Origin of the sequence: Halorussus marinus, assembly GCF_004765795.1 — an archaeon.
Lineage (GTDB): Archaea > Halobacteriota > Halobacteria > Halobacteriales > Haladaptataceae > Halorussus > Halorussus marinus.
The window spans coordinates 61,110-86,910 of the sequence record NZ_SBIV01000001.1; the positions used below are offsets into that span (position 1 = coordinate 61,110).

Genomic DNA, 25,801 nt, shown 5'->3' on the forward strand with positions numbered 1-25,801 from the left:
CGTCGAGGCGGAGTCCCCGATTCGGTCGGGCGCCGGATACCGTTAGACGGAAAACACTTACCGCGGCCGCCGGTAGGTTCGGCGGCATGGTACACTGCCCGGAATGCGACGGAGAGATAGCGGAGGAATCGGACGTCGAATTTCTCGACCTCGACGCGAAGATGGCCGGCCTCTTCCGGTCGTCCAAGCGCTTCTACGTCGTCGCGTGCAACGACTGTGGCGCCGCGATCGGTAGCGGCGTCGCCGGCGGCGGCGGGTAGTCCTGACAACGGGCCCGACCGCGAGTCACACGGCCGGCGGGCGGGTCGTCGCGTAGACGGTAGACTTTAGGCCGAGCAAGCGAAATCGCGGGCTACAATGGTCTCCCGGCTCGTCCTGGGCTGTGGCACCGTCGGCCAGACCCTCGTCGACGCGTTAGCCGGCATGTCGGGCGAGCTGTTGGTCGTCGACGACAGCGAGAACAGGGTCGAGACCCTCCGCGACGACAAGGTGTCTGCGAACTGCGAGGACCCCACCGACTCGGCGGCGGTCCTCGAGGCGGTCGACGCCCCCGAGATGGTGGTGATCGCCGACGAGGATCCGGTCGCCAACCGCGAGGCCGCCTCGCTCGCGGCCAACTACTTCCCCGACGCCTACCTCGTGGTGTACGTCGGCCGGGACGCCGCCGAGCGCGACCGAGCGGCGATGGCGGCGGTCGCGGATCGGCTCGTCGATCCGACCGACGCGCTGGCAGCGCGGGTGCTGTCGGTGTCGCTGGGCGAGAGCGCCGACCGCACCGCGAACCTCCAGCGGACCCTCCGGGGCATCGACGGGACGCTCGGAGTGTTCATGCACGACAACCCCGACCCGGACGCCATCGCCAGCGCGGTCGCGCTCGGGCGGATCGCGGCGGCGCTCGGCGTCGACGCGGAGCTCTGTTATTTCGGAGAGATCTCCCACCAGGAGAACCGGGCGTTCGTCAATCTCCTCGAGATCGACCTCCGGCACCTCGACCCCGAGGACTTCGACCGCTCGGAGTTCGGGGGGATCGCGCTGGTCGACCACTCCAGACCGGGGGTCAACGATCAGCTTCCGGCCGACACCCCCGTCGACATCGTCGTCGACCACCACCCGCCGAAAGAGCCGGTCGAGGCGACGTTCGTCGACCTGCGGCGCAACGTGGGCGCGACCTCGACCCTGCTCGCCGAGCACGTCCAGCGGTTGGGGATCGAACTCACCGAGGACGTCGCGACGGGACTGCTGTACGGTATCCGAGTCGACACCAAGGACTTCGCCCGCGAGGTCTCGATCGCGGACTTCGAGGCCGCCTCCTTCCTGTTGCCCCACGCCGACACCGGCGTCCTCGACCGCGTCGAGAGCCCCTCGGTCAGCGCCGACACCTTCGAGACGATCGCCCGAGCCATTCGAAATCGACGCATCGAGGGCACCGTGCTCGCGAGTTGCGTCGGGTCGCTCTCCGATCGGGACGCGCTGGCCCAAGCCGCCGACCGACTGCTCGACATGGAACAGGTGACGACCACCCTCGTCTACGGCTTTATGGACGGGACGGTGTTCGTCTCCGCGCGCTCGCGGGGGACCGACATCGATCTCGGCGAGACGGTGCGGGCGGCGTTCGGCCAGATCGGGAGCGCCGGTGGTCACGCCGACATGGCGGGCGCCCAGATCCCGCTGGGACTGCTCGGGGAAGTCGAAGACGAAGAAGAGTCGTCGCTGACCGAGGTGGTCAGCGAGGTGATCACCGACCGCTTTTTCGAGACGGTGCGTTCGATCCCCGAAGATGACGGGGAGTACGCCCGCGAGGGCGAGATGCGGTTCGACACCCCGGTCGCCGAACCCGAGGACTGAGCCGGCCCGGCGCCCGAGCGATCAGTCGCCGACCTTCGTCTGGATGTCCTCGACGACGTCGGGGTTGCGTAGCGTCGAGGTGTTGCCGAGTTCCTCGCCGTTCGCGATGTCTTCGAGCAGTCGGCGCATGATCTTGCCCGATCGAGTCTTCGGCAGTTCGGGCGTGAACACGACCTGTTCGGGGCGGGCGATCGGACCGATCGCGTCCTCGACGCCCTCGACGATCCGCGAGCGCATCTCCTCGTCGCCCTCGTAGCCGTCCTCGGTGATCACGTACGCGTAGACGGCCTCGCCTTTGATCTCGTGGTCGCCCCCGACGACCGCGGCCTCGGCGACGCCCTCGACGCCGACGATCGCCGACTCGATCTCCATCGTCCCCAGCCGGTGGCCCGAGACGTTGAGCACGTCGTCGACCCGGCCCAGTACCGTGATGTAGCCGTCGTCGTCGATCTTCGCGCCGTCCTCCGGGAAGTACACCCAGTCGTCGGGGTCCTCGGAGTCGGTGTCCGAGTACTCCGCCCAGTACTCGTCGACGTAGCGCTCGTCGTTGTCGTAGAGGGTGCGGAGCATGCCGGGCCAGGGCTTGTTGACGGTGAGATAACCCGCGCGGCCCGCCTCGACCTCCTCGCCCTCGGTGTCGACGATCCGGACGTCGACGCCCGGGAGCGGCGGGCCCGCGCTTCCGGGCTTCATCGTTTTGACGCCGGGCAGCGTGGTCACCATCATGCCGCCGGTCTCGGTCTGCCACCATGTATCGACGATGGGACACGACTCGTCGCCGATGTGCTTGTAGTACCACTTCCACGCCCGCGGGTTGATGGGTTCGCCCACCGTCCCGAGCAAGCGCAACGACGAGAGATCGTGGTCGTCGGGGTACTCGGTGCCCCACTTCATGAACGCCCGGATGGCGGTGGGCGCGGTGTACAGCTGGGTCGCCTCGTACTCCTCGACGATCTCCCAGAGGCGGTCGCGCTCGGGGTAGTCCGGGGTGCCCTCGTACATCATCGTCGTCGTCCCCAGCGCGAGCGGGCCGTAGACGATGTACGAGTGGCCGGTGATCCAGCCGATGTCCGCCGAGCAAAAGTACGTGTCCTCGGGCTTGATGTCCAGTACGGCCTGGGAGGTCCAGGCGGCCCAGGACAGGTAGCCGCCGGTCGTGTGCTTGACGCCCTTTGGCTTGCCGGTCGTGCCCGAGGTGTACATCAAGAACAGCATGTCTTCGGCGTCGCGGGCGACCGGCTCGACCGTCGCGCCCTCGTGGTCGGCGACGAGGTCCCGATAGTAACGTTCGCCGTCAGCCAGCTCGTGGCCGTGGTCGTCCTCGCCCAGTCGGTCGACCACCACGATGTCCGACACCTCGTGGCCGACGTCGGCGAGCCCCTCGCGGGTCTTCTCGTAGTGGTCGAGGGGGTCGCCCCGCCGGTAGTAGCCGTTTGCGGTGACCAGATACTCCGAGTCGGCGCTCTCCATCCGGGTCGCGAGCGCTTCGGCGGAGAACCCCGCGAACACGACGCTGTGGGGCGCGCCGATGCGAGCGCACGCCAGCATCGCGATCGGGAGCTCGGGGATCATCGGCATGTACATCGTCACGACGTCGTCCTCGCCGACCCCGAGGTCGCGAAGCGCGGCCGCGAACTCGTTGACCTCCCGGTGAAGCTCCTCGTAGGTGTAGGTGCGGTCGTCCTCGTCGGTGGGCTCGCCGACCCACTCGATCGCGGGCTCGTCGCCGCGCTCCTCGAGGTGCCGGTCCAGACAGTTCGCGGAGGCGTTCAGCTCCCCGCCGGTGAACCACTCGTAGAACGGCGGGTTCGAGTCGTCGAGTACCGTATCGTACTCCTCGTCCCAGTCGAGGAGGTCGGCGGCCCGCTCCCAGCACTCGGGCCAGTTCTGTTCGAACTCCTCGTAGATCGACTCGTCGGCGACGTTCGCCTGCTCGACGAACTCGGCCGGCGGCTCGAACGCGTCCTGTTCTGCCAGTCGCGCTTCGAGTTCCACGGTATCGTCAGACATAGGGTCGTCCTAAACCTCTCTAAGGAGAGTAATAAAGCTTGCCGAGAAGTGCCACACTGTCGGAGGGGGCCGGCTTCGAGCCGCCGGTCGCGGGAAACGGGCGGTTGCGCGTCGCTCAGTTGAGCGCGTCCACTTCCTCGGTGAGGTCTTCGGGGCCGTCGACCGGCCCCCTGACGAACAGCCCGTGCCCGATCAGCGCCGCGGCGAGCAGGCCTGCGAGGGTGATCGCGGTCGGCAGCGCCAGCGCGGTCAGGTAGCCGACCGCGGCGCCGCCGGCCATCGTCGCGATGATGGCGACGAGCACGAGATCGTAGTACTGGACGGTGTAGCTCACACCGAGACTGTGATCGCCGCCTCGGAAAACCGTTTGGACTGTCAGGCCACGTTGACGGTCTCCTGATAGCTCCCGTACTCGGCCTCGAACACCTGCATGATCTCGCCCATCGTGGCGTAGGCCTTCACGGCGTCGACGATCGACGGCATCACGTTGCGATCGTCGTCGATCGCGTCCTGCAGGTCGGCCAGCGCCGCCTCGACCGCCTCGTCGTCGCGTTCGTCTTTGACCGCGGCCAGCCGTTCGCGCTGGCGCTGTTGGACCGTCTCGTCGACCTTGAGGATGTCCGGCCGGGTGTCCTCGTCGATCTCGTACTTGTTGACCCCGACGACCGTCTCCTCGCCGTCCTCGACGCGTTCTTGGTACTCGTAGGAGGCGTCCTGTATCTCGCGGTGGAAGTACCCCTGCTCGATGCCCGCGAGCACGCCGTCCCGGACCGACCCGTCGCCCATCTCTTTGATCTCCTCGATGTACGCCATCGCCTTCTCCTCGACCTCGTCGGTCAGGCTCTCGACCGCGAACGACCCGCCGAGCGGGTCGACCATGTCGGCGGCGCCCGACTCCTCGGCGATTATCTGCTGGGTCCGGAGCGCGACCCGGACCGCCTTCTCGGACGGGAGCGCCAGCGCCTCGTCGAAGCTGTTGGTGTGGAGGCTCTGGGTGCCGCCCAGCACCCCGGCGAGCGCCTGAATCGTCACTCGCACGACGTTGTTGAGCGGCTGTTGGGCGGTCAGGCTCTGGCCGGCGGTCTGGGTGTGGAACTTGAGTTGTTTGCTCGCCTCGGCCTCGGCGCCGTACCACTCGCCCATCACGGTCGCGTAGATCCGCCGGGCGGCCCGGAACTTCGCGACCTCCTCGAAGATGGCGTTGTGGGAGTTGAAGAAAAAGGACAGTTGGGGCGCGAACTCGTCGACGTCGAGCCCGCGGTCCAGACAGTCCTCGACGTACGCGAACCCGTCGGCGAGCGTGAACGCGAGCTCCTGGACCGCGGTCGAGCCCGCCTCCCGGATGTGATAGCCCGAGATGGAGATCGGCTTGATATTGGGAGTCTCCTCGACCGCGAACTCGACGGTGTCGGTCACGATGTCAAGCGAGGGCTCGGGGGGAATCACCCACTCTTTCTGGGCGATGAACTCCTTGAGCATGTCGTTTTGCATGGTGCCCCGGAGCTCCTCGCGGGGGATCCCCTGCTGGTCGGCAAGCGCGATGTACATCGCGTAGATCACGGGCGCCGAGGGGTTGATCGTAAAGGAGGTCGAGACCTCCGAGAGGTCGATGCCGTCGAACAGAATCTCCATGTCCCGGAGGGTGTCGACCGCGACGCCCTCCTTGCCGACCTCCCCGTCCGAGAGGGGGTCGTCGGAGTCTTTGCCCATCAGGCTCGGCATGTCGAACGCCGTCGAGAGGCCGGTCTGGCCCTCGTCGATCAGGTAGTGGAACCGCTCGTTGGTCTCCTCGGCGGTGCCGAACCCCGCGAACTGTCGCATCGTCCACGTCCGGCCCCGATACATCGTCGGGTACGGCCCCCGGGTGTAGGGCTCCTCGCCGGGAAAGCCCAGATCCTCTTCGTAGTCGAGGTCGGCGACGTCGTCGGGCGTGTACAGCCGGTCGACTTCGAGGTTCGAGACGGTCGCGAACCGGTCTTTGCGCTCGCCGTACGCGTCGAGGACCGGACCGAGGGTCTCGTCTTCCCACTCGTCCTTCGCGTCGCGTATCTCCGCGAGGTCGTCCTCGTCGTACATACGTCAACATTTGCCCGAGGGCTAATTAATATGAGTGGGTCGTTGCGGTCCGTCGGCGTCGCGGAACACAGCCGGTGGCCGGCCGCTACTGGAGGCGCTTGGTCGTCTCGACCAGCGGGTGGCGGGCGTAGTCGACCACCTTCACGTCGTCGATCGTTTCGAGACCCTCCTTCTCGGCGGTCTTCTCCATCCCGAGCTCGACCACCTCGTCGACCACGATCACGTACGCGTCCATCTCCTCGATGTCGAGGCGGTCGGCCGCCAGCGCCCGGTGGTGGCCGTCGGCCAACAGGAAATCGGTTCCCTCGCGCGTCGCGTGTTCGATGACGACCAGCGGCTCGGCGAGCCCGCGTTCGAGCTCGTAGGACCGACCTTCGAGCTCGTCGGCGTACACCTTCCCCTGCGTGGGAGTGAGTTCGTCGAGCGGGATCTCGCGGCGGGTCTGTTCGACCTCGGTGTCGTGGATCGATTCGAGGGTCCGCATCAGCTTTCCGACCTTCTCGGGGGTCGCGCGCTCGATCTGCGAGCGGATCACGTCGGTGTTCGAGATGATCCCGACGAGGTTGCCCGCGTCGTCGACCACCGGGAGCTTCTGGATGCCCGACCGGAGGATCACTCTGGCGGCGTCGTTGACGTCCATGTCGGGGTGGGCGACGATGAGCTCCTGGCTCATCACCTTGAAGATCGGCTCCTGCGGGTCGGCCAGCAGCATGTCGCGGGCGGTGATGAACCCCTCGACGCGCCGTCCGTCACACACCGGAAAGCCGTTGTGCTCGTTGCTCTCGGCGATGCGACGGGATACCTCCTCGACGCTGTCGTCGGGCGTGACCGTCGCCACGTCGCGGGTCATGTAGTCTTTGACCTTCGGTTTGCTCCCGGAGAGGCCGCCGTCTGCCACTGCCGACACGTCCATACCGCAACGTTGTGCCGGCCGGTGAAAAGGTTATCCCGAGCGGTTCGCCGGCCGGGGCGGGCCTCTCAGCTCTGTTCGCCGGCCCGTTCGGCGTCGACCCGTCGCGAGACGTACGCGACCAGCCCCAGCAGGACTCCGAGTATCAGACCGATGGTGGTCGCGCCGTAGACCGCCAGCCCGAGCGGCGTGGGCTGGATGTCGACCAGTCCGAACAGCGCGACCGGGGTGAGGTCGTCGGGTCCGAACGCGCCGAGTATCGCGCCGACGACGCCGGTGATCCCGACGATGACGGCGTAGAGCGCGACCACGATCGACCGCCCGCGGAGCGTCCCAGTCACGGCCGAACGTCGGGCGGGCGGAAGGATTAGCCTTTTCATCCGGTCGGCGCGTAGCACGAACGTGACCGAAAAAGACCTCCTCGCCCTGCTGTTGGGGGGACTCGCGATCCTCATGTTCGCCATGGGGATCATCCTCGCGGTGACGTGAGCCTCCCGGTCGCCGGTGGAGACCAGCGGCGAGACGAGACGAACTGAAACGACGGAAAAACGCGGCCGCGTTACTCTTCTTCGCTACGCCGACCGGAGCGAGAGCCGGTCTCCTCGCCGCTCGGCTCGCCGCCGTCGGTGCGGACGTCCTGCTCGTTCGGTTCGCCGCCGTCGGTGGCGATGGCGGTCTCGCGCTTGCGCTCGAACCACGTCCACTCCTTGGTCTTGAGCCCGTCGTCTTCGAGGTCCCACGGGTCGCCCGAGCCGACGCGGGGGCCTTCGAGCCACGACGTCACGAGGTTCCAGACGAAGACCAGCTGGCCGAACGCCATGATGAAGGCGCCGACGGTCGCGACGAGGTGCCAGTCGGTGAACTGCGGGAGGTAGGTGGCGTACCGCCGGGGCATCCCGCCGTACCCCAGGAACAGCATCGCGAAGAACGTCAGGTTCGAACCGATCATGGTGGTCCAGAAGTGCACCTTCGCGAGGGTCTTCTGGTACATCCGGCCGGTGAAAAGCGGGAACCAGTAGTAGATACCCGCGAACCCGGCGACAGCGATCGCGCCCATCACGATGAAGTGGAAGTGCCCGACCACGTAGTAGGTGTCGTGGAGCACGAGGTCGACGGGGACCGACGCGAGGAAGACGCCGGTCACCCCGCCGATGATGAAGTTCTGGACGAATCCGATGCAAAACAGCATCGGGGCGGTCAGCCGGAGCCGGCCGTTCCACATGGTGGTGATCCAGTTGAAGGTCTTGACCGCCGACGGCACCGCGATCGCCAACGACACCGCCATGAACGACGCCCGGATCCGGGGGTCCATCCCGGTCGAGAACATGTGGTGGGCCCACACCCCGAACGAGAGGACGCCGATCGCCAGCGTCGAGTAGACCACGAACTTGAATCCGAACAGCTTCCGGCCCGCAAATCTGGGCAAGATCAGGCTCACCAGTCCCATCGGCGGTAACACGAGGATGTACACCTCGGGGTGGCCGAAGAACCAGAACAGGTGTTGCCACAGCATCGGGCCGCCGCCCTCGACCGCGAAGAACATCGTCCCGAAGTTCCGGTCGAGGAGCAACATCACCAGCGCGCTCCCCAGCAGCGGGAACGAGAACAGGATGAGCCCCGACTGGGTCAGCATCGTCCACGAGAAGATGTCGAGGCGCTCCCAGCCGACCTCATCGCCGCGCTCGGTGAAGATGGTCGCGATGAAGTTGATCGCACCCATCGTCGCCGACACTCCAGAGAGGTGGAGTCCGAGCAACATCAGGTCGACCCCGGGGTTGGCCTGCTCGACCGACAGCGGCGTGTACATCGTCCAGCTGGTCTCGGCGGGCGCGATGCCGATGTCGGTCGCCGCCAGCGGGAAGCCGATCCAGATGAGGATGGCGGCCGGCGGGAGCAACCAGAACGCGATGGCGTTGATCCGGGGAAACGCCATGTCGTCGGCTCCGATCAAAAGCGGGATGAAGTAGTTGCCGAACGCCGCGATGATCGGCGTTCCGAACAGGAACAGCATCGTGATCCCGTGGGTCGTCAGCAGGGCGTTGTAGAAGTTCGCACCGATGATGGCCTCGGTCGGCGTGGCCAGTTCGGTCCGCATCAGCAGGACCGCGATGCCGCCCCACGCGAACGCGGTGAGGCCGTAGAGCCCGTAGAGAATGCCGATGTCCTTGTGGTCGACCGTGGTCAGCCAACGGCTGATCCCGGATGGCTTCTCTTGGTGTGCTTGCCCAGTCTGTTCGCCGACGTAGCCGCCACCGCTCGCGATGGGGGCGTACGACCGCCAGTCCTCGAAGCGCGTGAGGAACGCGGCGACCGCGAGGAGGAACACCCCCATGACGACGGTAAGTGCTATTTGCCCGGCTTCTACCATACCGCAGAGTCAGGACTACAACGTAAAGAAAGGTTAGGTTCCGTCGCCGCCAGTGCGGCGGGCGATTACGAGATGAAAGAGCACGGACGGTATCCGATCGAGTAGATCGCTCGCTCGTCCGTCAGGTCGTAGACTCGCGAACCTAGAGCGGTCGCGTCGACGCGGCGATCAGGCCTCGGCGCCCTCGATGAGCGAGGCCGCGATGTAAGTGAGATACGCCAGCAACAGGAAGGGGACGATCAGCAGGCCGTAGCCGATGACGGAGGTCAGCCCCTCAATCTCCCAGGGCGTGGCGACCGTAAACAGCGCGATGAAGAACCCGATGATGAGAAGCGGGATGATGTTGACCGAGATGTCGAGCCACGTCTCGCGTTCGAACAGCGGTGTTGCCATGCTCGGGTGTTACGAGCGGGGTCTCAAATAAATTGCCGATTCGTCCGGGTCAGGCGGCGGCCGGCTCCCAGAACGAGCCGAACACGCCCGCGAGCAACACTAACAGCCCGCCGACCAGCACGGCAATCCCCCGGAGACGGACGGCGTTCGTCGTGGTCAACGCGACCGCGCCGCCGACCGCGAGACAGATCACCGACGCCGTGACCAGCCCCTTCCACGGGTCCGCGACGTACCCGGATTCGCGCAGGATGCCCACGACGCTCCCGACGAACAGCAAGAGACCGCCGACCGCGACTGGGAACAGCGCCATGACGATGCCCACTTCGAAGATTGCGAGTCCGAACGCCACGAACACCGGCCACGGGCTGGCCTTGCGATACTCGTCGCTCAGTCCCGGTTGCTCGTCCATACCAGTAGTTGCGGACGGCGCCGACTAAAGCGCTCCGACTATCGGCCCGCGAGCGGTCGCGACCATCCCGGCGCTGATGGGGTCGGTCGTCACGTACGAGTAGACGAATAGGAACGCGAAGTAAAGCACCACCAGCAGGCCCAAGAGCTTGAGCCGGAAGCTCCGAAGGCTCTCGCTTTCGGCCGCGTAGGTCTCGCGGAACCGCTCGCGCTCGTCGTCGTCGAGTCGCTCCCAGTGGTCGAGGCCCTTGTGGAGCGTGAGCAACTCGGCGCTCTCCAGCGGGCGCTGACAGTACGGGCACTCCGCGGGCGATTCGTCCGGCGGGACGCGGGTCTCGTGGGTGGCTGTCTCTGAGCTCATACGAACGGGGGTGTGACGTCGGGCGCGGACACGATCCAGAGGCTACTCATGGTGTAGAGGACCATCACGACGACGAACGGGTACTGGCTCCGGACCGCCTGCAGGCGGCCGGGAAACACCTCGTAGGCGGTCGCGTGGGCGACCCAGACCGCCACGAGGTGGCCGACGAGCACGAACGCCACCGCGAGCCCGCCGAACCAGCCGGGGAGCACGATCAACACCGGATTGAGCGGCGGCGACAGCGGGCTGGTCACCGCGGCGGTCAGCGCGGGCGATAGCGAGAGGAAGTATCCGAGGAAGTGCGCGAGGTGGTAGCCGGCCGCGATCGGGAGCAGCGAGGGTGCGAACCGGCGTGCGATCGCGTCGGGGGTGAGGTAGGTCTCGGCGGTCTCGCGCGCGGACCGCGAGGCGAGGCGGTAGGCGCCGAGGAACGCGGCGAACCCGATCAACAGCCCCGCGGGGTAGACCGCGACCGCGGGCACCCCGAGTCCGACGGCGCCGCGGGCGAGGTCGGCCCAGACGGGCGTCCCGACGAAGCCGTCGTAGGTGGTCACCCACAGGAGCGCGACGACGAACGCGATCTCGTCGCGGCCGTCGACGAGACGGGGCTCGGTCAGCGCCGCGCCGGGCGGCCGGAGTTCGAGGCGGTCGTCGGTGCGCTGGAGCGGGGCGACCCGGCCGTAGTACCGGAACACCCGCGAGACGGGGTCGACGCGGTCGAACCACGCGTCCGAGCCGTAGACGGCGGCGCCGGCGAGCGTCGCGACCGAGTAGCCGACGACGACGCCCGCGAGCAGTCGCGGCTCGTCGGCCAGCGGGCTCACGACTTCGAGCCAGATGAGCGCGAGCAGTCCGACCACGCTTGGCCACGCGCCGAACCGCTCGGGGTACGCGCGGTCGAGCGACGGGAGCCATTCGGCGAGCGCCCGCCAGGGGTTGAGCGCGGGCCAACTGTTGCCCAGTAGGTAGACGGTCGCGACGTAGCCCGCCCACCAGCCGACCCACACTACCAGTATCGCGGCGTTGCGGAGCGGGTCGGTCGGGCCGAGGAAGCCGACGGCCACGACGCCGAACAGCGCGACCACCGACACCGCTCTGGTCGCGCGCCGGGCGACCGCCAGCGGGGCGTCCGCGACCCGGCGCCACTCGTGGACCGCCCGGATGAACGCCCGGTCGGTCACGAAGCTGGCGAGCAGGAACGACGCGCCCACCACCCCGCCGCCGGTCAGCAAGAACAGCCACGTCGGGATCGAGAGCGACCCCGTGGCCGCCCGCAAGCTCCCGCCGTGGGCGAGCGCCCGCCCGACGAACCCGACCGTCGTCGCGAGCGCGACGCCGAGGCCGCGCCGGAGCCACCGCGTTCTCATGACCGACGCTTGGGCCGAGGCGAACTTGGAGCTTCCGACTCCCAGACGGCACCGGGGCGCCGGCAAGGTTTTACCGGACGGGGTGGTACGAGGCGTGGGGGTTATCGTGGAACGTCAAGGCACACCGACAGGACCAGACGAGCGAGGCCAGCACGATCCGACCGAGCCGGCCCAGCCCGAGGACATCGCGGAGATGGACATCACCGAGCCCACAGTGACGTGGCTCGAACTGTCCCATCCCCAACAGCCGATCCCGATCGGCGAGAAAGACCGCGTGCTGGACAGCCACTTCAACGAGCAGTACGACGTGTGGGAAGTGCTGTTAGTCGCGCTTCCCGAGGAAGAGGACGACGAGTAGCTACAGCATCTCCTTGTCTTTCAGGCCCTGAATCAGGTCCTCGACCAGCGTGTCGACGTCGTCGTAGGGGAAGTCCTGCGCGTCGGACATCTTCGTGGACAGCTCCATCGCGGTGAAGCTCACGTCGCCGGCCTCGAACTTCGTGCCCGGCCCGTCGGGGAGCGCGGGCACCAGATCCATCGGATTGGTGACCGGGTAGTCTGCGCCCTCGAAGGCGTCTGTGAACTGCGACCGGAGCTCGGCTTCGGTTTCGTCTGCCATACCCGTCCAATGTGTCGTTCCGGGCAAAAACGTTCCGGAACAACCGAAAACTCATTGTGTGTTTATTCGTCGACGGGCCGCCTGCCCCGTGTGGGTTCGCGGCCAGTGGACACTTCTCGGTCTGGCCGGTAGGTGTCGGCGGGTGGGACCGTGACACCGCTACCTGCACTCATCGACATCCGCGACGACCTCGCACGAGCGATCGAGGAGACCGACGGGGACGACGACCTGCGATCGGAGCTTCGGACGGTGAGCGACCGGCTCGACGCCTTCGAGGAGCGCGACCGCGCCGACCGCGGCGGCATCGTCGACGAAGTCGACAATCAACTGCTCCGGGTCGAAGAACGACTCGACGACGAGGCGGCCGCCCGCGCGGTGCAGTCGGCGCGCAATCGGCTCCACATCTACCGCGAGAGCCGCCAGCAGACCGACGCGAACCTCGCGGTCGTCGATTCGACCGTCCGGGATTCTGGCGGTCCCGGTGCCGACGAGGTGGTCCCGGTCGGGGAGGTAACGGTGGCCGTCACCGTCGCCAACACGGGCGCGGACACCGAAATCGTCCCGATCGTCACGTTCTACGACGATCGGGCCGCCGAGGTGGAGTCGGTCCGGGGGCCGGAGTTCGCCCTTGCGGGCGGCGAGCAAGCACAGTTCGAGTTCGACGCGGACGCGCCCGCGGACGCGACCACACATGCGATCTCGATTTCGGACACCGGGGAGGTGCGAACGTAGCAGGTCGCCGGCGCCGGCGCTCGTTTCGAGGGACGACGCGGTCGGGCGCCGAAAGGTCGGATCGAAAGTATAGAGTACCCGCCACCGCTACCATCACGCATGACGAACACGGAATCGAGCGAGTCGGTCACTCGCCGCGGCTTCATGCGGACCGCCACGGGCGCAGCGGCGGCCGCGGGGGCGGCCGGAACCGCAGCGGCGCAAGACGAGGGCGGCGAGGAATCGGGCGGCGGCGGCGGTGGCGGGGCCACGAAGGAAGTGACCGTCGGCCCCGGCGGCGACCTCGTGTTCGAACCCGCCGAGATCGAGATCCAGCCCGGGACGACCGTCAAGTGGGTCTGGGACTCGGACAACCACAACGTGGTCGCCGACTCGACGCCCGAGGGCGCGGACTGGGAGGGGACCGAAGGCGGCGACAGCGAGACGTACAACACCGGCCACGAGTACAGCCACACTTTCGAGATCGAAGGCGACTACGAGTATTACTGTACGCCCCACCGGAGCGCGGGCATGGTCGGGACGATCACGGTGTCGCCCGACGCGGGCGGGGGCGGCGAGGCGGCCGGGCCGGCCATCCCGTCGACAGCCAAGACCCTCGGCGTCGCGACGACCGCCGCGATGGTGTTCACGCTCGGACTCGCGTACTTCTTCCTCAAGTACGGCGGCGATTACGGCGACGCCGGCGAGTAATCACACGGCGTCGGGGGCCTCGTGAAGCGTCAGCTCGACCGCTCGGGGCTCGCCTTCGAGGTCCGCGACGATGCGCTCGACCACCCGCTCTGCTTCCTGTAACACGATCGGTTTCACCTTCTCGACGACCCAACTCAGCGAGACGAGCCGCGGCAGATCGAGCATGTCGGAACTCGCCGAGTCGGCGTCGAACCGGATGACGAGCCGGACCCGCGAGGCCGACCCGCGGTCGGGCGGCGCCTCGTCGGGCGCGGGTTCGACGACCCAGCGCCCGTGGGCGTTCAGGTCCTTGACGAGCCGCCAATCGATGGTGTTCGGGCGGTCGAGTTCGGTCACCGCCGACCGGACGGTGTATTCGAGTTTCCACCACGAGAGGCGGATGTCGTACTCGGTTCCCGGACCGCCGTCGCCGTGCCGATCGACGCCGTCGAGGTGGTTCGAGTAATCGGCGTACCCCTCGAAGTCCGCGAGAAAATCGTAGGCCTCCTCGGGCGGCACGTAGACGACGGTGCTGATTTCGACGCTGTCCACGCTGGGGCCTTCGGGTGAGCGGAGCCTAAAAGTTCCGGCGAGCGGCGGGGATCGGCGGCGGGGGACCGCGACTCAGGCGTTCAGCTCCGAGGCCCGTCGCCCCGAGGTCCGACCGGCGTCGGAGTCCGAGATCGACGCCAGATACGGTTCGAGGTCGCTGACCCCGTCGGTGAGTTCGACCGTGCCGCGCTCGGAGTCGTACTCGACGACGCCCGCGTCCGCGAGCTTTGGCAGGTGGGTGTGGCGCAGGGATAACGCGACGGTCGAGGCGTCGGGGTCGCCCAGCCAGGTCGCGATGCGTTCGGCCAGCGCTTCGACGGACGTCTCCGTCCCCCGGTCGGCCGCGTAGAGGACGCCCCGGCGGCGGGCGCTCGACAGCAGTTCGAAAGCCGCGCTTACGTCGTCGGCACGTTCGTCGGCGAGGGCGTATTCGGGCATACAGTGTGACGGTGACGCCGAGGGTATATCAACTGGGTCCACGTTCCCGGTGCGTTCGGTGCGTTCTGCCGGACCGTTGCAACCGTTTCAAGGATTCCTTTCAGTTTATTATCTCTCTGTTTCCGCGGCGTAGCGCCCCGATTCGGGAGTCGCCGACCCGAACCCCCTCCCATTTAACGTGGGCCGGCCCCAAGATCCGCCATGCTCGCGGGAGTCAACGTCGCGGTGGGCGTGACCGGCAGTATCGCGGCGGTGAAGGTAGTCGAGTTGGCCCACGAACTCCGGAGGCGGGGCGCCGCTGTCCGGGCGGTGATGACCGACAGCGCCGCCGGAATCGTCCACCCGTGGGCGGTCGAGTTCGCGACCGACGCGCCCGTCGTCACCGAGATCACCGGCGGCGTCGAGCACGTCGACCTCTGCGGACGCGACGGGTGGGCAGACGTGTTCCTGATCGCGCCAGCGACCGCCAACACCGTCGGCAAGGTGGCGGCCGCGATCGACGATACGCCGGTCACGACGACCGCGACCACCGCGCTCGGCGCGGATCTGCCGGTCGTCGTCGCGCCCGCGATGCACGAACCGATGTACGACCATCCGGGCGTGCTCGACGCGATCGAGCGCGTCGAGTCGTGGGGCGTCGAGTTCGTCGCCCCTCGGATCGAGGAGGGAAAGGCCAAGATCGCGACTGCCGACGCGATCGCGCTGGCGGTCGCACGCGCGGCCGCCCCGGACGCCCTCTCGGGCGCGCACGTAACGATCACTACCGGGGCGACCGCCGAACCGATCGACCCCGTGCGCGTGCTGACCAACCGATCGTCGGGCAAGACCGGCCGGGCGGTCGCCCGCGCCTGCTACGCGCTCGGTGCGGACGTGACGCTGGTCCATGGCCCGGTCGGCCCCCACCCGGTCGACCGCGAGACGATCGGCGGCCCGATCCCGTACGCCGATCTCGTCTCGGTCGAATCCGCCGCGGAGATGCTCGGGGCGGTCCGGGAGTCGGTCGCCGAGGGCACGGACGCGCTCGTCTCGGCGGCCGCGATCGCCGACTACACCGTCGACCCCGCCGACGAGAAGCTCCGCTCGGGTCGAGAGCGATCGCTCGATCTCGCGCCCACGCCGAAGCTCATCGACGAGATCCGGGCCGACAGCGACCTCCCGATCGTCGGCTTCAAGGCCGAGACCGCCGGCGACGACGCCGCGATGGTCGAGCGCGCCCGCGAGACGCTCCGGCGCGCGGACCTCTCGTTCGTGGTCGCGAACGACGCCAGCGTGATGGGCGGCGACGAGACCCGAGCGCTTTTCGTCCGCGAGCACAGCGTCCGGACCTACGAGGGCTCGAAGGCCCAACTGGGTCGGGCGGTCGCCGACGGGATCGCCGCCGAACTCGACTGACCTGCCGGCGGCCCGGTCCGGTCGCGCGATTCGCGATCCGGCCGTGCCACCGGGTCTCGGGAAACCGAAGCAATCTTTATACACTGGCTACCCTTTTCAGATAGGACTCTCACGATGGTCGGCCACCTACCGGTGTATCGTCGTTCCGGACGAATCAGTTCGAGCGGCCCACTCCGATGACGGGGACCCAGATTCTGGTCCCGGTTCGGGATTCGGTCACGCTCCGCAACACGGTGGCGTACGCCGCCGAGAGCGCCGTCGACGCCGAGCCGGGCGCGGCCCCGACGCTTCACTTCGTCTATCCGGTCTCCGAGCGGGTCACGGTCGGTGACCCGCCCGAGGACGCGACCGAGCTGCTCGATCGGGTCCGCGCGTGGGTCGCCGAGGACCTCGGCGACAACGCGGCGTCGATCGGCGTCGAGACCGCGCTGGTCGGCCCCGACGAGTACCTGTTCAACCCCGGCGACTACGCCGACGTGTTGGGCCGGTACGCCGCCGAAAACGACGTCGAAACCGTGGTGCTCGACCCCGAATTCAACCCCTCGGGGATGACGCCGCTGTTGCCGCCCCTGGAGACCGAACTCGAACGCGCGGGCCTCGCGGTCGAGATCGCGCCGGTCGAGCGACCGACCCGGCGGTTCCCGCTCGCCCGCCGCGCGGGGCTCGGCCAGTTCGCGGTGCTGTTCGGGTGGGCGTACGGCTTCTATCTGCTCGTCGGGGGAACGCTGTCGACCTTCGATCTGGCGACCGGCGCGATAAGCGGCCTCGTAGTCGCCGGGCTCCTCTGGCGGATCTCGCTCAGCGGGTTCGTCGACGTGTCGCGGCTCGCGGGGCGGCTCGGACGTCTGGTGGTGTACGCGCCGTTCCTGCTGTGGGAGATCGCGAAGGCCAACTTCCAGATCGCGTACGTCGTCCTTCACCCGGACCTCCCGATCGACCCCGAGGTCGTCGAGTTCGACGCCGCGGTGTGGTCGGAGCTCCCGGTGACGACGCTGGCGAACAGCATCACCCTCACCCCGGGGACGCTCACGATCGACGTCTCCCGGCGCCACTTCACGGTACACGCGCTCACCGACGGCGCGCGCGAGGACCTGCTCGGCGGGACCCTAGAGCGGGCGGTCCGGTTCGTCTTCTACGGCCGGTCGGCAGCTCGCATCCCGAGCCCCGCCGAGCGCGACGCCGACTCGGACGACGCCGAGCGACCGACGGAAGGTGAGAACGCGTGACGTTCATCAGTACCGCGCTGTTGACGGCCGCCGGTGCGTTCGTCCTCGTCTCGCTGGCGGTCGTCTACCGGCTGGTCCGGGGGCCGACGATGCAGGACCGCGTCATCGCGGTCAACGTCATCGGCACGAACACCGTCATCGTGATCGCGCTCGTCGCGGCCGCCCTCGGCGAGTCGTCGGCGCTCGACATCGCGATCGTCTACGCGCTGTTGAACTTCCTGATGAGCATCGCCATCTCGAAGTTCACGGTCGAGCGGGGTGGTGTGCTGTGACGCCCCGAGAGATCGCGATCGCCCTGCTCGCGGCCGGCGGGGTGTTCTTCGCGTTCGTGGCCGCCGTCGGCATCCTCCGACTGCCCGACCTCTACACCCGCTCGCACAGCGCCTCGAAGAGCGATACCCTCGCGGCCGGCCTCTCGCTGGCCGCGGTGGCGCTGACGTTCGGCTCCGACCTCTCGACGATCAAGGCACTGCTGTTGTTGTTGTTCATGTTCATCACGAACCCGACCGCCGCCCACGCCATCGCGCGGGCGGCCGCCGAAGAAGGTATCGAGCCGTGGACCCGCGAGGAGGAGGTGGACGAATGATCGGCCTGGAGTTTGCGCTGCTCGGATTCGTCTTCGCCTGCGCGCTCGCGACCGCGGTGTTGCGGGACGTGCTCGGCTCCATCATCGCGTTTGCGGCGTACAGCCTCGGGATCGCGATCATCTGGGTCGTGTTGCAGGCCCCCGACGTCGGGCTCACCGAGGCCGCGGTCGGTGCGGGCGTGACCACGGTCCTGTTCTTGCTGACGATCACCAAGACCGTGCGGCCGTCGGGCGAGCGCACGCTCGAACGTCTCGACCTGCCCGCGCTTGGCGTCTCCGTCGTGCTGGTTGGCGTGCTCGCGACCACGCTCGGGGCGCTCCCACCGATCGGCGGCGCCGAGACCCCGGTCGCCACCTCCGAAGTGACCGGCTACTACCTCGAACACGCCTACAAGGAGGCCGGCGTGAAAAACGCCGTCACCGCGGTGCTTGCGGCTTATCGAGGGTTCGACACCCTCGGCGAGGCGGTCGTGGTCTACTCGGCGGGGGTCGGAATCCTGGTCGTGCTCCAGCGGGAGGTGTTCGCATGAGCGACGCCCACCCGACCGAGGCCGACGCCGAGGCGGAGCCGACCGAACGGGGGGCCTACGTCGAGAGTCCGATCATCATGGCGACGGTGCGAGTCGTCGCGCCGTTCGTGTTCACGTTCGGGCTGTTCATCATGTTCCACGGCGCCGACTCGTCGGGCGGGGGCTTCCAGGGCGGGGTCATCGTCGGCACCGTCATCCTGATGCTCGGCATCGCGTTCGGCATCGAGCCGACCCGCGAGTGGGTCGACCCCTCGACGCTGGTGGCGATCGTCGGGGTCGGGACGCTCGGGTTCGTCTCGATCGGCGTCGCGACGGTCGCGCTGGGCGGGGCCTTCCTCGACTACCCGGCGTTCGGCATCCATCACGCGAGCAAGTACGGCATCGAACTCGTGGAACTGCTCATCGGCGTCATCGTCGCCGGCATCATCACCGGGCTGTTTTTCGCCATCGCCGGCGGGATGGAGGGAGGTGAGTCGGCGTGATCGACGTGATCGCCACCCGGTACTACTATCTGGCGACGTTCCTGCTGTTGGGCGTCGGTACGTACATGATGATCGGCAACCGCAACATCGTCAAGAAGGTGATCGGCGTGAACATCTTCCAGACCGGCATCTTCCTGTTCTTCATCGCGTCGGCGTACCTCGAGGGCGCGAACCCGCCGGTGCTGACGACCGAGGCGCCCCACGTCAGCCCGTTGCCCCACGTCCTCATCCTGACCGCCATCGTCGTCGGGGTGAGCCTCACCGCGGTCGCGCTGGGGCTGGTCGTGCGCATCTACGACGAGTACGGCACCCTCGACGCCGACACCCTCTGGGAGGTGCGAGCCGATGAGTGACCTCGTTCCGTTCGCGGTCGCCGTACCGATCGTCGGATCGGTGCTCGCGTTGCTCGCCGGACTCGTCCGATCGAAAAGCGGGTGGCCCGTCGCGGTCGTCGCCTCGGCCGTCCACGTCGGCGTCGCGGCCGAACTCGCCCGGCGCGCGCTCTTCGAGGGGACGGTCAGATACGTCGTCGGCGGCTTCGAAGTCCCCTACGGCATCGAACTCGTCGTCGACGGGCTGTCGGCGACGGTGCTCGGACTGGTGGCGGTGGTCTCGCTGGGCGTACTCGCCTACGCCCGCGTCGCGGGGCCTCGCTCGAACCCCTTCTACGCGGCCTACCTGCTGTTGGTCGCGGGGCTGACCGGGCTGACGATCACCGGCGACCTGTTCAACATGTACGTCTTCCTCGAGATCACGGGGCTGGCGGCGTACGTGGTCGTCGCCAGCGGCGACGGCGGCCGGTCGGCGGTCGCGGCGCTCCGGTACCTGCTGATCGGCACCGTCGGGGCGTCGCTGTTCTTGCTGGGGCTCGGCTACGCCTACATCGCCACCGGGACGCTCAACATGGGCGACCTCGCGACCCTGCTGGCCGAGTACGGCCACACCACGACGCTCGTCCAGACGGCGTTCGCGTTCGTCGTGGTCGGCCTGCTCATCAAGATCGCGGTGTTCCCGCTCCACACCTGGCAGCCCGAAGCGTACGCCGCCTCGCCGGACTCGGTCAGCGGCCTGATCTCGGCGCTGGTGTCGACGGTGTCGGCCTACGCGCTGATCCGGGTGGTCTACACCGTCTTCACCCCGGAGTTCCTCGCGGCCAACCCGCTCGCGCGGGACCTGCTCGGGGTCGCCGCGGCGGTCAGCATCGTCGCCGGGAGCGTGCTCGCGGTCGCCCAGACCGAGGTCAAGCGGATGTTGGCCTACTCGTCGGTCGCCCAGTACGGGCTCGTGATCGCGGGCGTCTCGCTCGTCAACGAGACCGCGATGATCGGGGCGCTCGTCCACCTCGTCGGCCACGCGATCATGAAAGGCGGGCTCTTTCTGACCGCGGGGCTGGTCGCGACCGCGACCGGCGCGCGCACGGTCGACGACTACGAGGGGCTGGCCGAGCGGCTCCCGGCGGGCGCGACCGCGTTCGGCGTGCTCGCGCTCGCGATGGTCGGAATCCCGCCCGCGGTCGGCTTCGTCGGCAAGTGGTACATCGCGCTCGGCGCGGTCGAAACCGAGTCGTGGGTGCTGACCGCGGTCATCGTCGGGAGCACGCTGTTGACGCTGGCGTACTTCGCCCGACTTGTCGAGCGGATGTTCTTCCGCGAGACCCCGGTCGCCGCCGGCGACGCGGAGGCGGCCCGCGACGACGCAGACGTCGGCGCCGACGTGACCGCCGCCGACGGCGGCGACCGACTGCCCGCTCCGGGGACCGTCTCGCTCGGGATGTACGCGGTCGTCGTCGCGGCGGCCGCGCTGGCGGTCGCGCTCGGCGCGGCCGTCTTCGAGTACGCAGCGCTCGTCGAACCGACCGTGACCAGTCTCCTCTCCTGAACAATGACAGAGATACACTCTCTCCGACCGGTCGCAGCGGTGTTGATTTCGCTCCTCGCAACCGTCCCCATCCTCGCGTCCCGCGGGCGCCCGAACGTCCGGGAGACCTGGACCATGCTGGCGGCACTGGGGACGTTCGGGGTCGTGGCGAGCATGGTCCCCGGCGTGCTCGCCGGCGACACGTACGTCACCGACTTCGGGACGTTCGTCCCCGAGGTGTCGTTCGCGCTCCGGGCCGACCCGCTCGGTATCCTGTTCGCGCTGCTCGCGAGCACGCTGTGGGTGGTGACCAGCCTCTACAGCATCGGGTACATGCGCGGGCTCGACGAACACGACCAGACGCGGTACTTCGCGGCGTTCGCGGGGAGCGTGGCGTCTGCGGTCGGCGTCGCGTTCGCGCACAACCTCATCGTGCTGTACGTCTTCTACGAGCTGTTGACCGTGGCGACCTATCCGCTGGTCGCCCACGACGAGACCGACGAGGCCCGCGCGGCCGGCCGGAAGTACCTCGCGTACACCTTCGGCGGCGGCGTCGCGGTGCTGGCGGGCATCCTGCTGGTGTTCGTTCTCACCGGGACTACCGACTTCACCGCGGGCGGCATCGCCGGACTCGCGGGCGCCGACCCCGCCCTCGCGCGGGCGGCGTTCGGACTGCTGGTCGCGGGCTTCGGCGTGAAGGCGGCGCTGATGCCGATGCACTCGTGGCTCCCCGACGCGATGGTCGCGCCCACCCCTGTCTCGGGGCTACTCCACGCAGTCGCGGTCGTCAAGTCCGGCGTGTTCGGCATCGCCCGCGTGGTGCTCGACGTGTTCGGCCCCGACCTCGTGGGCGACCTCGGGATGGGGCTCCCGCTCGCGGTCGTCGCGGCGCTCACGCTCGTGATCGCCAGCGTCATCGCGCTCCGCCAGGACAACCTCAAGCGCCGGCTCGCGTTCTCGACCGTGAGCCAGCTGTCGTACATCGTGCTCGGGCTGGCGGTGCTCCACCCGATGTCGCTGACCGGGGGACTGCTCCACATCCCCGCCCACGCGTTCATGAAGCTCACGCTGTTTTTCTGTGCGGGCGCGATCCACGTCGAGACCCACACCGACGACATCTCGAACATGGCGGGCATCGGCAAGCGGATGCCCCTGACGATGACCGCGTTCGGGATCGCGGCGCTCGGCATGGCCGGCATCCCGCTGGTCGCGGGGTTCGTCAGCAAGTACTTCCTGCTGATCGGCACCGTCTCGGCGGGCCAGATGGTGTTCACGGCCGCTCTGCTGGTCTCGGGCGTGCTCAACATCGCGTACTTCTGGCCGGTCGTCTACGCGGCGTTCTTCGAGACCCCCGACCGGAGCGACGAGAAGCCGGTGATCGGGGCCGCGCTCGGCGGCTGGGTGGCCCGCGACGGCGCCGACCAGTGGCTCGCGTCCGACGGCGGCGCCGGCGGGCGTGACGGCGATCCCACCGACGACCACGGCTACGCCGACGACCACGAGGGGCAGGGCCCGGTCGACAGCGCGGCGGCGGCCGAACACATCGACCGGGAGCACGGCCCCGACTACCGTCCCGAGTGGGAGCACCGCGGCTGGACCGGCGAGGAGTCGACGTGGTTCATGCTCGGACCGATCCTGTTCGCGGCCGCCGGATCGCTCACGCTCGGCGTCGTTCCCGACGCCGCGGTGTTCCTCCGGATCGTGCGTCTCGTCGTCGCGGGCGCGACGGGGGTGAGCGTCTGATGGTCGACCCCGTCGTTCCCCCGTTCGTCCCCGTGCTGTTAGCGGCGCTGGTGCTCCCGTTCGTCGGCCGGCGGCTCGGCCACGCGCTCGGCGTGCTGGCGACCGCGGTCGTGGTCCCGTACGTCTGGCTCGTCCCCGAAGGCACCCATCTGGCGACGCGGCTGTTCGGCTTCGACGCCGTGCTGTTCAACCTCGATCCGTTCTCCCAGCTGATGGGGCTCATCTTCGGCTTCATCGGCGCGGTCGGGGTGGTGTACTCGTGGGCGAGCGACGCCGACAGCCTCCAGACCGCGTTCGCGCTCTCGTACGTCGGGACCAGCCTCGGCGCCGTCTTCGGCGGCGACTGGCTCACCCTCATCTTCTTCTGGGAGCTGATGGCGGTCACCAGCACCCTGCTGGTGTGGTACTACGGCGGGCGCGCGATCCGGGCCGGCTACCGGTACGCCCTGCTCCACGGCGTCGGCGGCACGCTCCTGCTCGGCGCGGTGGTCTGGCACTACGTCGCGGCCGGCACCTTCCTGTTCACCGGCGACGGGATGGCCGGGCCGGTCGCGCCGGTGCTCGCGGGCATCGGCATCGGCGTCAACGTCGGGTTCGTCGGGCTCCACGCGTGGCTCCCCGACACCTACCCGCGCCCGCATATCGCCGCGAGCGTCTTCCTCTGTGTCTACACCACCAAGACCGGTGTCTACGGCATGTACCGGGCGTTCCCCGACGGCAACGTCGCCATCGCCTATATGGGGGGCATCATGGCGGTGTTCGGCGCGACGTACGCGCTGTTCCAGAACGACATGCGCCGGTTGCTGTCTTACCACATTCAGTCGCAGGTCGGCTACATGATCGCCGGCGTCGGCATCGGGACGGCGCTGGGTCAGGCCGGCGCGATGGCCCACGTCTTCAACCACATTCTCTACAAGGGCCTGCTGTTCATGACCGCCGGCGTCGTGGTCTACCGGACCGGCAAGGAGAGCCTGAAGAAGTTGGGCGGACTCGGCCGGGAGATGCCGGTCACGGCCGTCGCGTTCACGGTCGCCGCACTCTCGATCGCCGGGTTCCCGCTGTTCAACGGCTTCGTCAGCAAGGGCATCGTCATCTCGGCCAGCCACTACGACTTCCCGGCCGGACCCGTCGCAGTCGGCGACTTCCACACTCTCGAACTCCTCCTCCTCGTCGGGGGCGTCGGCACGTTCCTCTCGTTTATCAAGTTCGGCTACTACGCCTTCCTCCACGGCGAGTACGACGGCAGCGTCGCCGACGCCAACCGCGGCCAGACCGTCGCGATGGTCGCCGTCGCCGCGCTCTGTGTCTTCTACGGCATCTTCGACGGCGCGCTGTTCGCGATCCTGCCGTTCGACGTGACCAGCGAGGCGGTCGTCTCGCACGTCTACCACACCTACACCGTTCCCCACGTCGTCGAAGGGGTGGCGCTGGCGGTCATCGGCCTCGTCGGGTTCGTCCTCATCAAGAAGCCCCTCGAACGGTACGGCGGGGACGTCCCCGACGTCGACGCCATCTACAACCCCGCGGCGTTCTACGGCACCCGCGGTCTTGTCGTCGGGGTCACCGAACTGTACGCCGCGGTCGATCGGCTCGCGGTCGGACTCGCGACCGGGTCGGCGAGCGCGGTCCAGCGGCTCGGCGGCGGCGTCGTCGCGGTGGTCGGGGGCCGTCCGGTCGAGGCCCGGACCGACATCCGAAACGGCGTGCTCCTCATCATCGTGGCACTGGTCGCCACGCTGGTCGTCGTGCTCTGAGCCGGCCGGCATTTTTTCGAGGTCCGAACGCGCCGCCGAGCGCCCCGCCTCGCGAACGCCGAGTCACGCCCGGGCTACGTGAACGGCTCCCGTGAAACCCTCGACCACGGCCGGCCCCAGACCGTCACCTTTTATTCGCAGGTCGAGTACCTCCGACATGGATAAGCTGAGGCGATCGCTGCTCGACGCGCCGATCATCGAGAAGGACGGCTACCACTACTTCGTCCACCCCATCAGCGACGGCATCCCGATGCTCGAACCGGGGCTCCTCCGCGAGATCGTCATCAAGATCATCCGGAAGGCCGAACTGGAGGACGTGGACAAGATCGTCACGCCCGCGGCGATGGGGATCCACATCTCGACCGCGGTGTCGCTGATGACCGACATTCCGCTGGTCGTCATCCGGAAACGCGAGTACGGTCTCGACGGCGAAGTCGCCCTCTCCCAGCAGACGGGCTACTCCGAGAACGAGATGTACGTCAACAACGTCGAGGACGGCGATCGCGTGCTGTTGCTCGACGACGTTCTCAGCACGGGCGGGACGATGAAGGCAATCACGGAGGCGCTCGAACACATCGGCGCGGACGTGGCCGACGTCGTCGCGGTCATCAAAAAACAGGGTCCGAACGAGCTCGACGACACCGATTACGACGTCAAGACGCTGATCAACGTCGACGTCCGGGACGGCGAGGTCGTCATCGTCGACGAGAACGGCGACGGGTAAGTCACTGATCTCTCGCGGCCCCCCGCCGGCCGCGGTCAGCGCCGACGGGAGGCTCGTTCCGAGCGGGATGCGGGCGGTCCGGTCGGTCAGCGTCGGCGCGAGCACGACGATCGAAAAGGCGCTTCCGGCCAGAAAGACGAGGTCTTGCCAGATCGTCGTCCCATCGCCGTCGTATCGAGAGAGTTCGTCGTCATCGCTTCTTCGTAGGCACGGTGGTTGCGTAACGCTGGTCGCTATACGTATTCGGGTGTCGTTCACCCCCCCTTCGATAGTTGCTGTTGTCAACGACTTCCGTGGCGACTTCTGAAGTGACTGGGAAATACGGCGGTGTTCTGGAACCCGAACCCAACCCAATGCGGTAGCTGTGCAGTGGCGGTAGTGCGGTGGCTGTGCAGTGGCGGTAGTGCGGTGGCTGTGCGGTGGCGGGGCGGTTGCGCACGAGACATTGTACCGCGAGCGAACGCAGTGAGCGGAGCGAACGGTGCGAGGAGCGCGGGTTTCATCGACGTTTTACAAGCGAGCGCCGCTCGGGGCGCGAGCGCACTAAAAGGTCGACGGGCGTGACGGGATTCGGAACCGGAGCAAGACGGTCCGGGCGTGCGGCCCTGCGGGCCGTTCCGGGCTGTGGCTTGTGGGGTTCGAACCCGCACGCTTCGTTCTCGGTCTCGCGTTGCTCGACACGAGAACGGGCGTGACGGGATTCGAACCCGCGGTCGGGAGGTTAGGAACCTCCCGCCCTCTCCACTAGGCCACACGCCC

Annotated in this window: 29 protein-coding genes and 1 tRNA gene; 16 read left to right on the top strand and 14 right to left on the bottom strand. The window is 68.0% G+C overall.

Going from position 1 to position 25,801, the window contains the following annotated elements; translation table 11 throughout:
• The first annotated feature begins 86 nt into the window (after positions 1-86).
• Together EPY72_RS19130 and EPY72_RS00325 are read left to right on the top strand one after the other, a co-directional pair.
• Positions 87-260, top strand: coding sequence for a hypothetical protein (locus EPY72_RS19130; RefSeq protein ID WP_167599492.1), 174 nt, complete (start codon positions 87-89; stop codon positions 258-260).
• A gap of 97 nt (positions 261-357) precedes the next feature.
• Positions 358-1,845 (top strand): DHH family phosphoesterase, encoded by a 1,488-nt coding sequence (locus EPY72_RS00325; RefSeq protein WP_135805233.1) that lies wholly within the window; start codon positions 358-360, stop codon positions 1,843-1,845.
• 21 nt (positions 1,846-1,866) lie between these two features.
• Here EPY72_RS00325 and acs read toward each other — a convergent pair whose 3' ends face one another.
• The 10 genes from acs to EPY72_RS00375 form a co-directional block, all read right to left on the bottom strand.
• Positions 1,867-3,855, bottom strand: a complete 1,989-nt coding sequence (gene acs, locus EPY72_RS00330) for an acetate--CoA ligase (protein ID WP_135805234.1) — start codon at positions 3,853-3,855, stop codon at positions 1,867-1,869.
• Between the two features lie 115 nt (positions 3,856-3,970).
• Positions 3,971-4,189 (bottom strand): DUF8015 family protein, encoded by a 219-nt coding sequence (locus tag EPY72_RS00335; protein ID WP_134672043.1) that lies wholly within the window; start codon positions 4,187-4,189, stop codon positions 3,971-3,973.
• 41 nt (positions 4,190-4,230) lie between these two features.
• Positions 4,231-5,931, bottom strand: coding sequence for an acyl-CoA mutase large subunit family protein (locus EPY72_RS00340; protein WP_134672044.1), 1,701 nt, complete (start codon positions 5,929-5,931; stop codon positions 4,231-4,233).
• A gap of 85 nt (positions 5,932-6,016) precedes the next feature.
• Positions 6,017-6,844 carry a CBS domain-containing ParB/RepB/Spo0J family partition protein gene (locus tag EPY72_RS00345; protein WP_134672045.1) on the bottom strand — a complete coding sequence of 276 codons (828 nt, stop codon included), beginning with the start codon at positions 6,842-6,844 and terminating at the stop codon, positions 6,017-6,019.
• 65 nt (positions 6,845-6,909) lie between these two features.
• Positions 6,910-7,182, bottom strand: a complete 273-nt coding sequence (locus EPY72_RS00350; RefSeq protein ID WP_244605495.1) for a DUF7520 family protein — start codon at positions 7,180-7,182, stop codon at positions 6,910-6,912.
• Between the two features lie 218 nt (positions 7,183-7,400).
• Entirely contained in the window at positions 7,401-9,209 is a 1,809-nt protein-coding gene (ctaD, locus tag EPY72_RS00355; protein ID WP_244605496.1) for a cytochrome c oxidase subunit I, read from the bottom strand.
• A gap of 168 nt (positions 9,210-9,377) precedes the next feature.
• Complete coding sequence (locus tag EPY72_RS00360) at positions 9,378-9,602, bottom strand: DUF6684 family protein (protein ID WP_134672047.1); 225 nt, start codon at positions 9,600-9,602, stop codon at positions 9,378-9,380.
• Between the two features lie 49 nt (positions 9,603-9,651).
• Entirely contained in the window at positions 9,652-10,011 is a 360-nt protein-coding gene (locus EPY72_RS00365) for a DUF7541 family protein (RefSeq protein WP_134672048.1), read from the bottom strand.
• Between the two features lie 24 nt (positions 10,012-10,035).
• Entirely contained in the window at positions 10,036-10,371 is a 336-nt protein-coding gene (locus tag EPY72_RS00370) for a DNA-binding protein (RefSeq protein ID WP_244605497.1), read from the bottom strand.
• Positions 10,368-11,738 carry a hypothetical protein gene (locus EPY72_RS00375; protein WP_135805236.1) on the bottom strand — a complete coding sequence of 457 codons (1,371 nt, stop codon included), beginning with the start codon at positions 11,736-11,738 and terminating at the stop codon, positions 10,368-10,370. The genes EPY72_RS00370 and EPY72_RS00375 overlap by 4 nt, the downstream gene beginning before the upstream one ends.
• Positions 11,739-11,844: 106 nt before the next feature.
• Between EPY72_RS00375 and EPY72_RS00380 the strand changes: the two genes are divergently transcribed.
• Positions 11,845-12,096, top strand: coding sequence for a hypothetical protein (locus EPY72_RS00380; RefSeq protein WP_135805237.1), 252 nt, complete (start codon positions 11,845-11,847; stop codon positions 12,094-12,096).
• Here EPY72_RS00380 and EPY72_RS00385 read toward each other — a convergent pair whose 3' ends face one another.
• Complete coding sequence (locus EPY72_RS00385; protein WP_134672051.1) at positions 12,097-12,357, bottom strand: MTH865 family protein; 261 nt, start codon at positions 12,355-12,357, stop codon at positions 12,097-12,099.
• A 150-nt stretch (positions 12,358-12,507) separates the two neighbouring features.
• Between EPY72_RS00385 and EPY72_RS00390 the strand changes: the two genes are divergently transcribed.
• Positions 12,508-13,089, top strand: coding sequence for a DUF7553 family protein (locus EPY72_RS00390; RefSeq protein ID WP_135805238.1), 582 nt, complete (start codon positions 12,508-12,510; stop codon positions 13,087-13,089).
• Positions 13,090-13,188: 99 nt separating this feature from the next.
• Positions 13,189-13,779, top strand: a complete 591-nt coding sequence (locus EPY72_RS00395) for a plastocyanin/azurin family copper-binding protein (protein WP_135805239.1) — start codon at positions 13,189-13,191, stop codon at positions 13,777-13,779.
• Here the strand turns inward: EPY72_RS00395 and EPY72_RS00400 are convergent, their stop codons facing one another.
• Both EPY72_RS00400 and EPY72_RS00405 read right to left on the bottom strand, forming a co-directional pair.
• Entirely contained in the window at positions 13,780-14,310 is a 531-nt protein-coding gene (locus EPY72_RS00400; protein ID WP_134672054.1) for a type II toxin-antitoxin system RatA family toxin, read from the bottom strand. It lies immediately after the preceding gene.
• 72 nt (positions 14,311-14,382) lie between these two features.
• Positions 14,383-14,748 (bottom strand): DUF7344 domain-containing protein, encoded by a 366-nt coding sequence (locus EPY72_RS00405; RefSeq protein ID WP_135805240.1) that lies wholly within the window; start codon positions 14,746-14,748, stop codon positions 14,383-14,385.
• A gap of 201 nt (positions 14,749-14,949) precedes the next feature.
• Between EPY72_RS00405 and coaBC the strand changes: the two genes are divergently transcribed.
• The 11 genes from coaBC (at position 14,950) to hpt (ending at position 25,042) form a co-directional block, all read left to right on the top strand.
• Positions 14,950-16,140 carry a bifunctional phosphopantothenoylcysteine decarboxylase/phosphopantothenate--cysteine ligase CoaBC gene (coaBC, locus tag EPY72_RS00410; protein WP_135805241.1) on the top strand — a complete coding sequence of 397 codons (1,191 nt, stop codon included), beginning with the start codon at positions 14,950-14,952 and terminating at the stop codon, positions 16,138-16,140.
• A gap of 176 nt (positions 16,141-16,316) precedes the next feature.
• A complete protein-coding gene (locus EPY72_RS00415; RefSeq protein WP_135805242.1) occupies positions 16,317-17,366 on the top strand; it encodes a monovalent cation/H+ antiporter subunit E in 1,050 nt (349 codons plus the stop codon).
• Complete coding sequence (locus EPY72_RS00420; RefSeq protein WP_134672058.1) at positions 17,363-17,638, top strand: cation:proton antiporter; 276 nt, start codon at positions 17,363-17,365, stop codon at positions 17,636-17,638. The genes EPY72_RS00415 and EPY72_RS00420 overlap by 4 nt, the downstream gene beginning before the upstream one ends.
• Positions 17,635-17,952 carry a monovalent cation/H(+) antiporter subunit G gene (gene mnhG / locus EPY72_RS00425; protein ID WP_134672059.1) on the top strand — a complete coding sequence of 106 codons (318 nt, stop codon included), beginning with the start codon at positions 17,635-17,637 and terminating at the stop codon, positions 17,950-17,952. Before EPY72_RS00420 ends, mnhG begins: the two co-directional genes overlap by 4 nt.
• Positions 17,949-18,482, top strand: coding sequence for a DUF4040 domain-containing protein (locus EPY72_RS00430; protein ID WP_134672060.1), 534 nt, complete (start codon positions 17,949-17,951; stop codon positions 18,480-18,482). Before mnhG ends, EPY72_RS00430 begins: the two co-directional genes overlap by 4 nt.
• Positions 18,479-18,964 carry an MnhB domain-containing protein gene (locus tag EPY72_RS00435; RefSeq protein ID WP_134672061.1) on the top strand — a complete coding sequence of 162 codons (486 nt, stop codon included), beginning with the start codon at positions 18,479-18,481 and terminating at the stop codon, positions 18,962-18,964. Before EPY72_RS00430 ends, EPY72_RS00435 begins: the two co-directional genes overlap by 4 nt.
• Positions 18,961-19,317 carry a cation:proton antiporter subunit C gene (locus EPY72_RS00440; RefSeq protein WP_134672062.1) on the top strand — a complete coding sequence of 119 codons (357 nt, stop codon included), beginning with the start codon at positions 18,961-18,963 and terminating at the stop codon, positions 19,315-19,317. The genes EPY72_RS00435 and EPY72_RS00440 overlap by 4 nt, the downstream gene beginning before the upstream one ends.
• Positions 19,310-20,842: a monovalent cation/H+ antiporter subunit D family protein gene (locus EPY72_RS00445; protein ID WP_134672063.1), complete on the top strand. Its 1,533-nt coding sequence runs from the start codon at positions 19,310-19,312 to the stop codon at positions 20,840-20,842. The genes EPY72_RS00440 and EPY72_RS00445 overlap by 8 nt, the downstream gene beginning before the upstream one ends.
• A gap of 3 nt (positions 20,843-20,845) precedes the next feature.
• Positions 20,846-22,564 (top strand): cation:proton antiporter, encoded by a 1,719-nt coding sequence (locus EPY72_RS00450; RefSeq protein ID WP_135805243.1) that lies wholly within the window; start codon positions 20,846-20,848, stop codon positions 22,562-22,564.
• Positions 22,564-24,318 carry a Na(+)/H(+) antiporter subunit D gene (locus tag EPY72_RS00455; RefSeq protein ID WP_134672065.1) on the top strand — a complete coding sequence of 585 codons (1,755 nt, stop codon included), beginning with the start codon at positions 22,564-22,566 and terminating at the stop codon, positions 24,316-24,318. The genes EPY72_RS00450 and EPY72_RS00455 overlap by 1 nt, the downstream gene beginning before the upstream one ends.
• 157 nt (positions 24,319-24,475) lie before the next feature.
• Positions 24,476-25,042 (top strand): hypoxanthine/guanine phosphoribosyltransferase, encoded by a 567-nt coding sequence (hpt, locus tag EPY72_RS00460; RefSeq protein ID WP_134672066.1) that lies wholly within the window; start codon positions 24,476-24,478, stop codon positions 25,040-25,042.
• Positions 25,043-25,728: 686 nt separating this feature from the next.
• Here hpt and EPY72_RS00465 read toward each other — a convergent pair.
• Positions 25,729-25,801, bottom strand: a tRNA-Arg gene (locus EPY72_RS00465).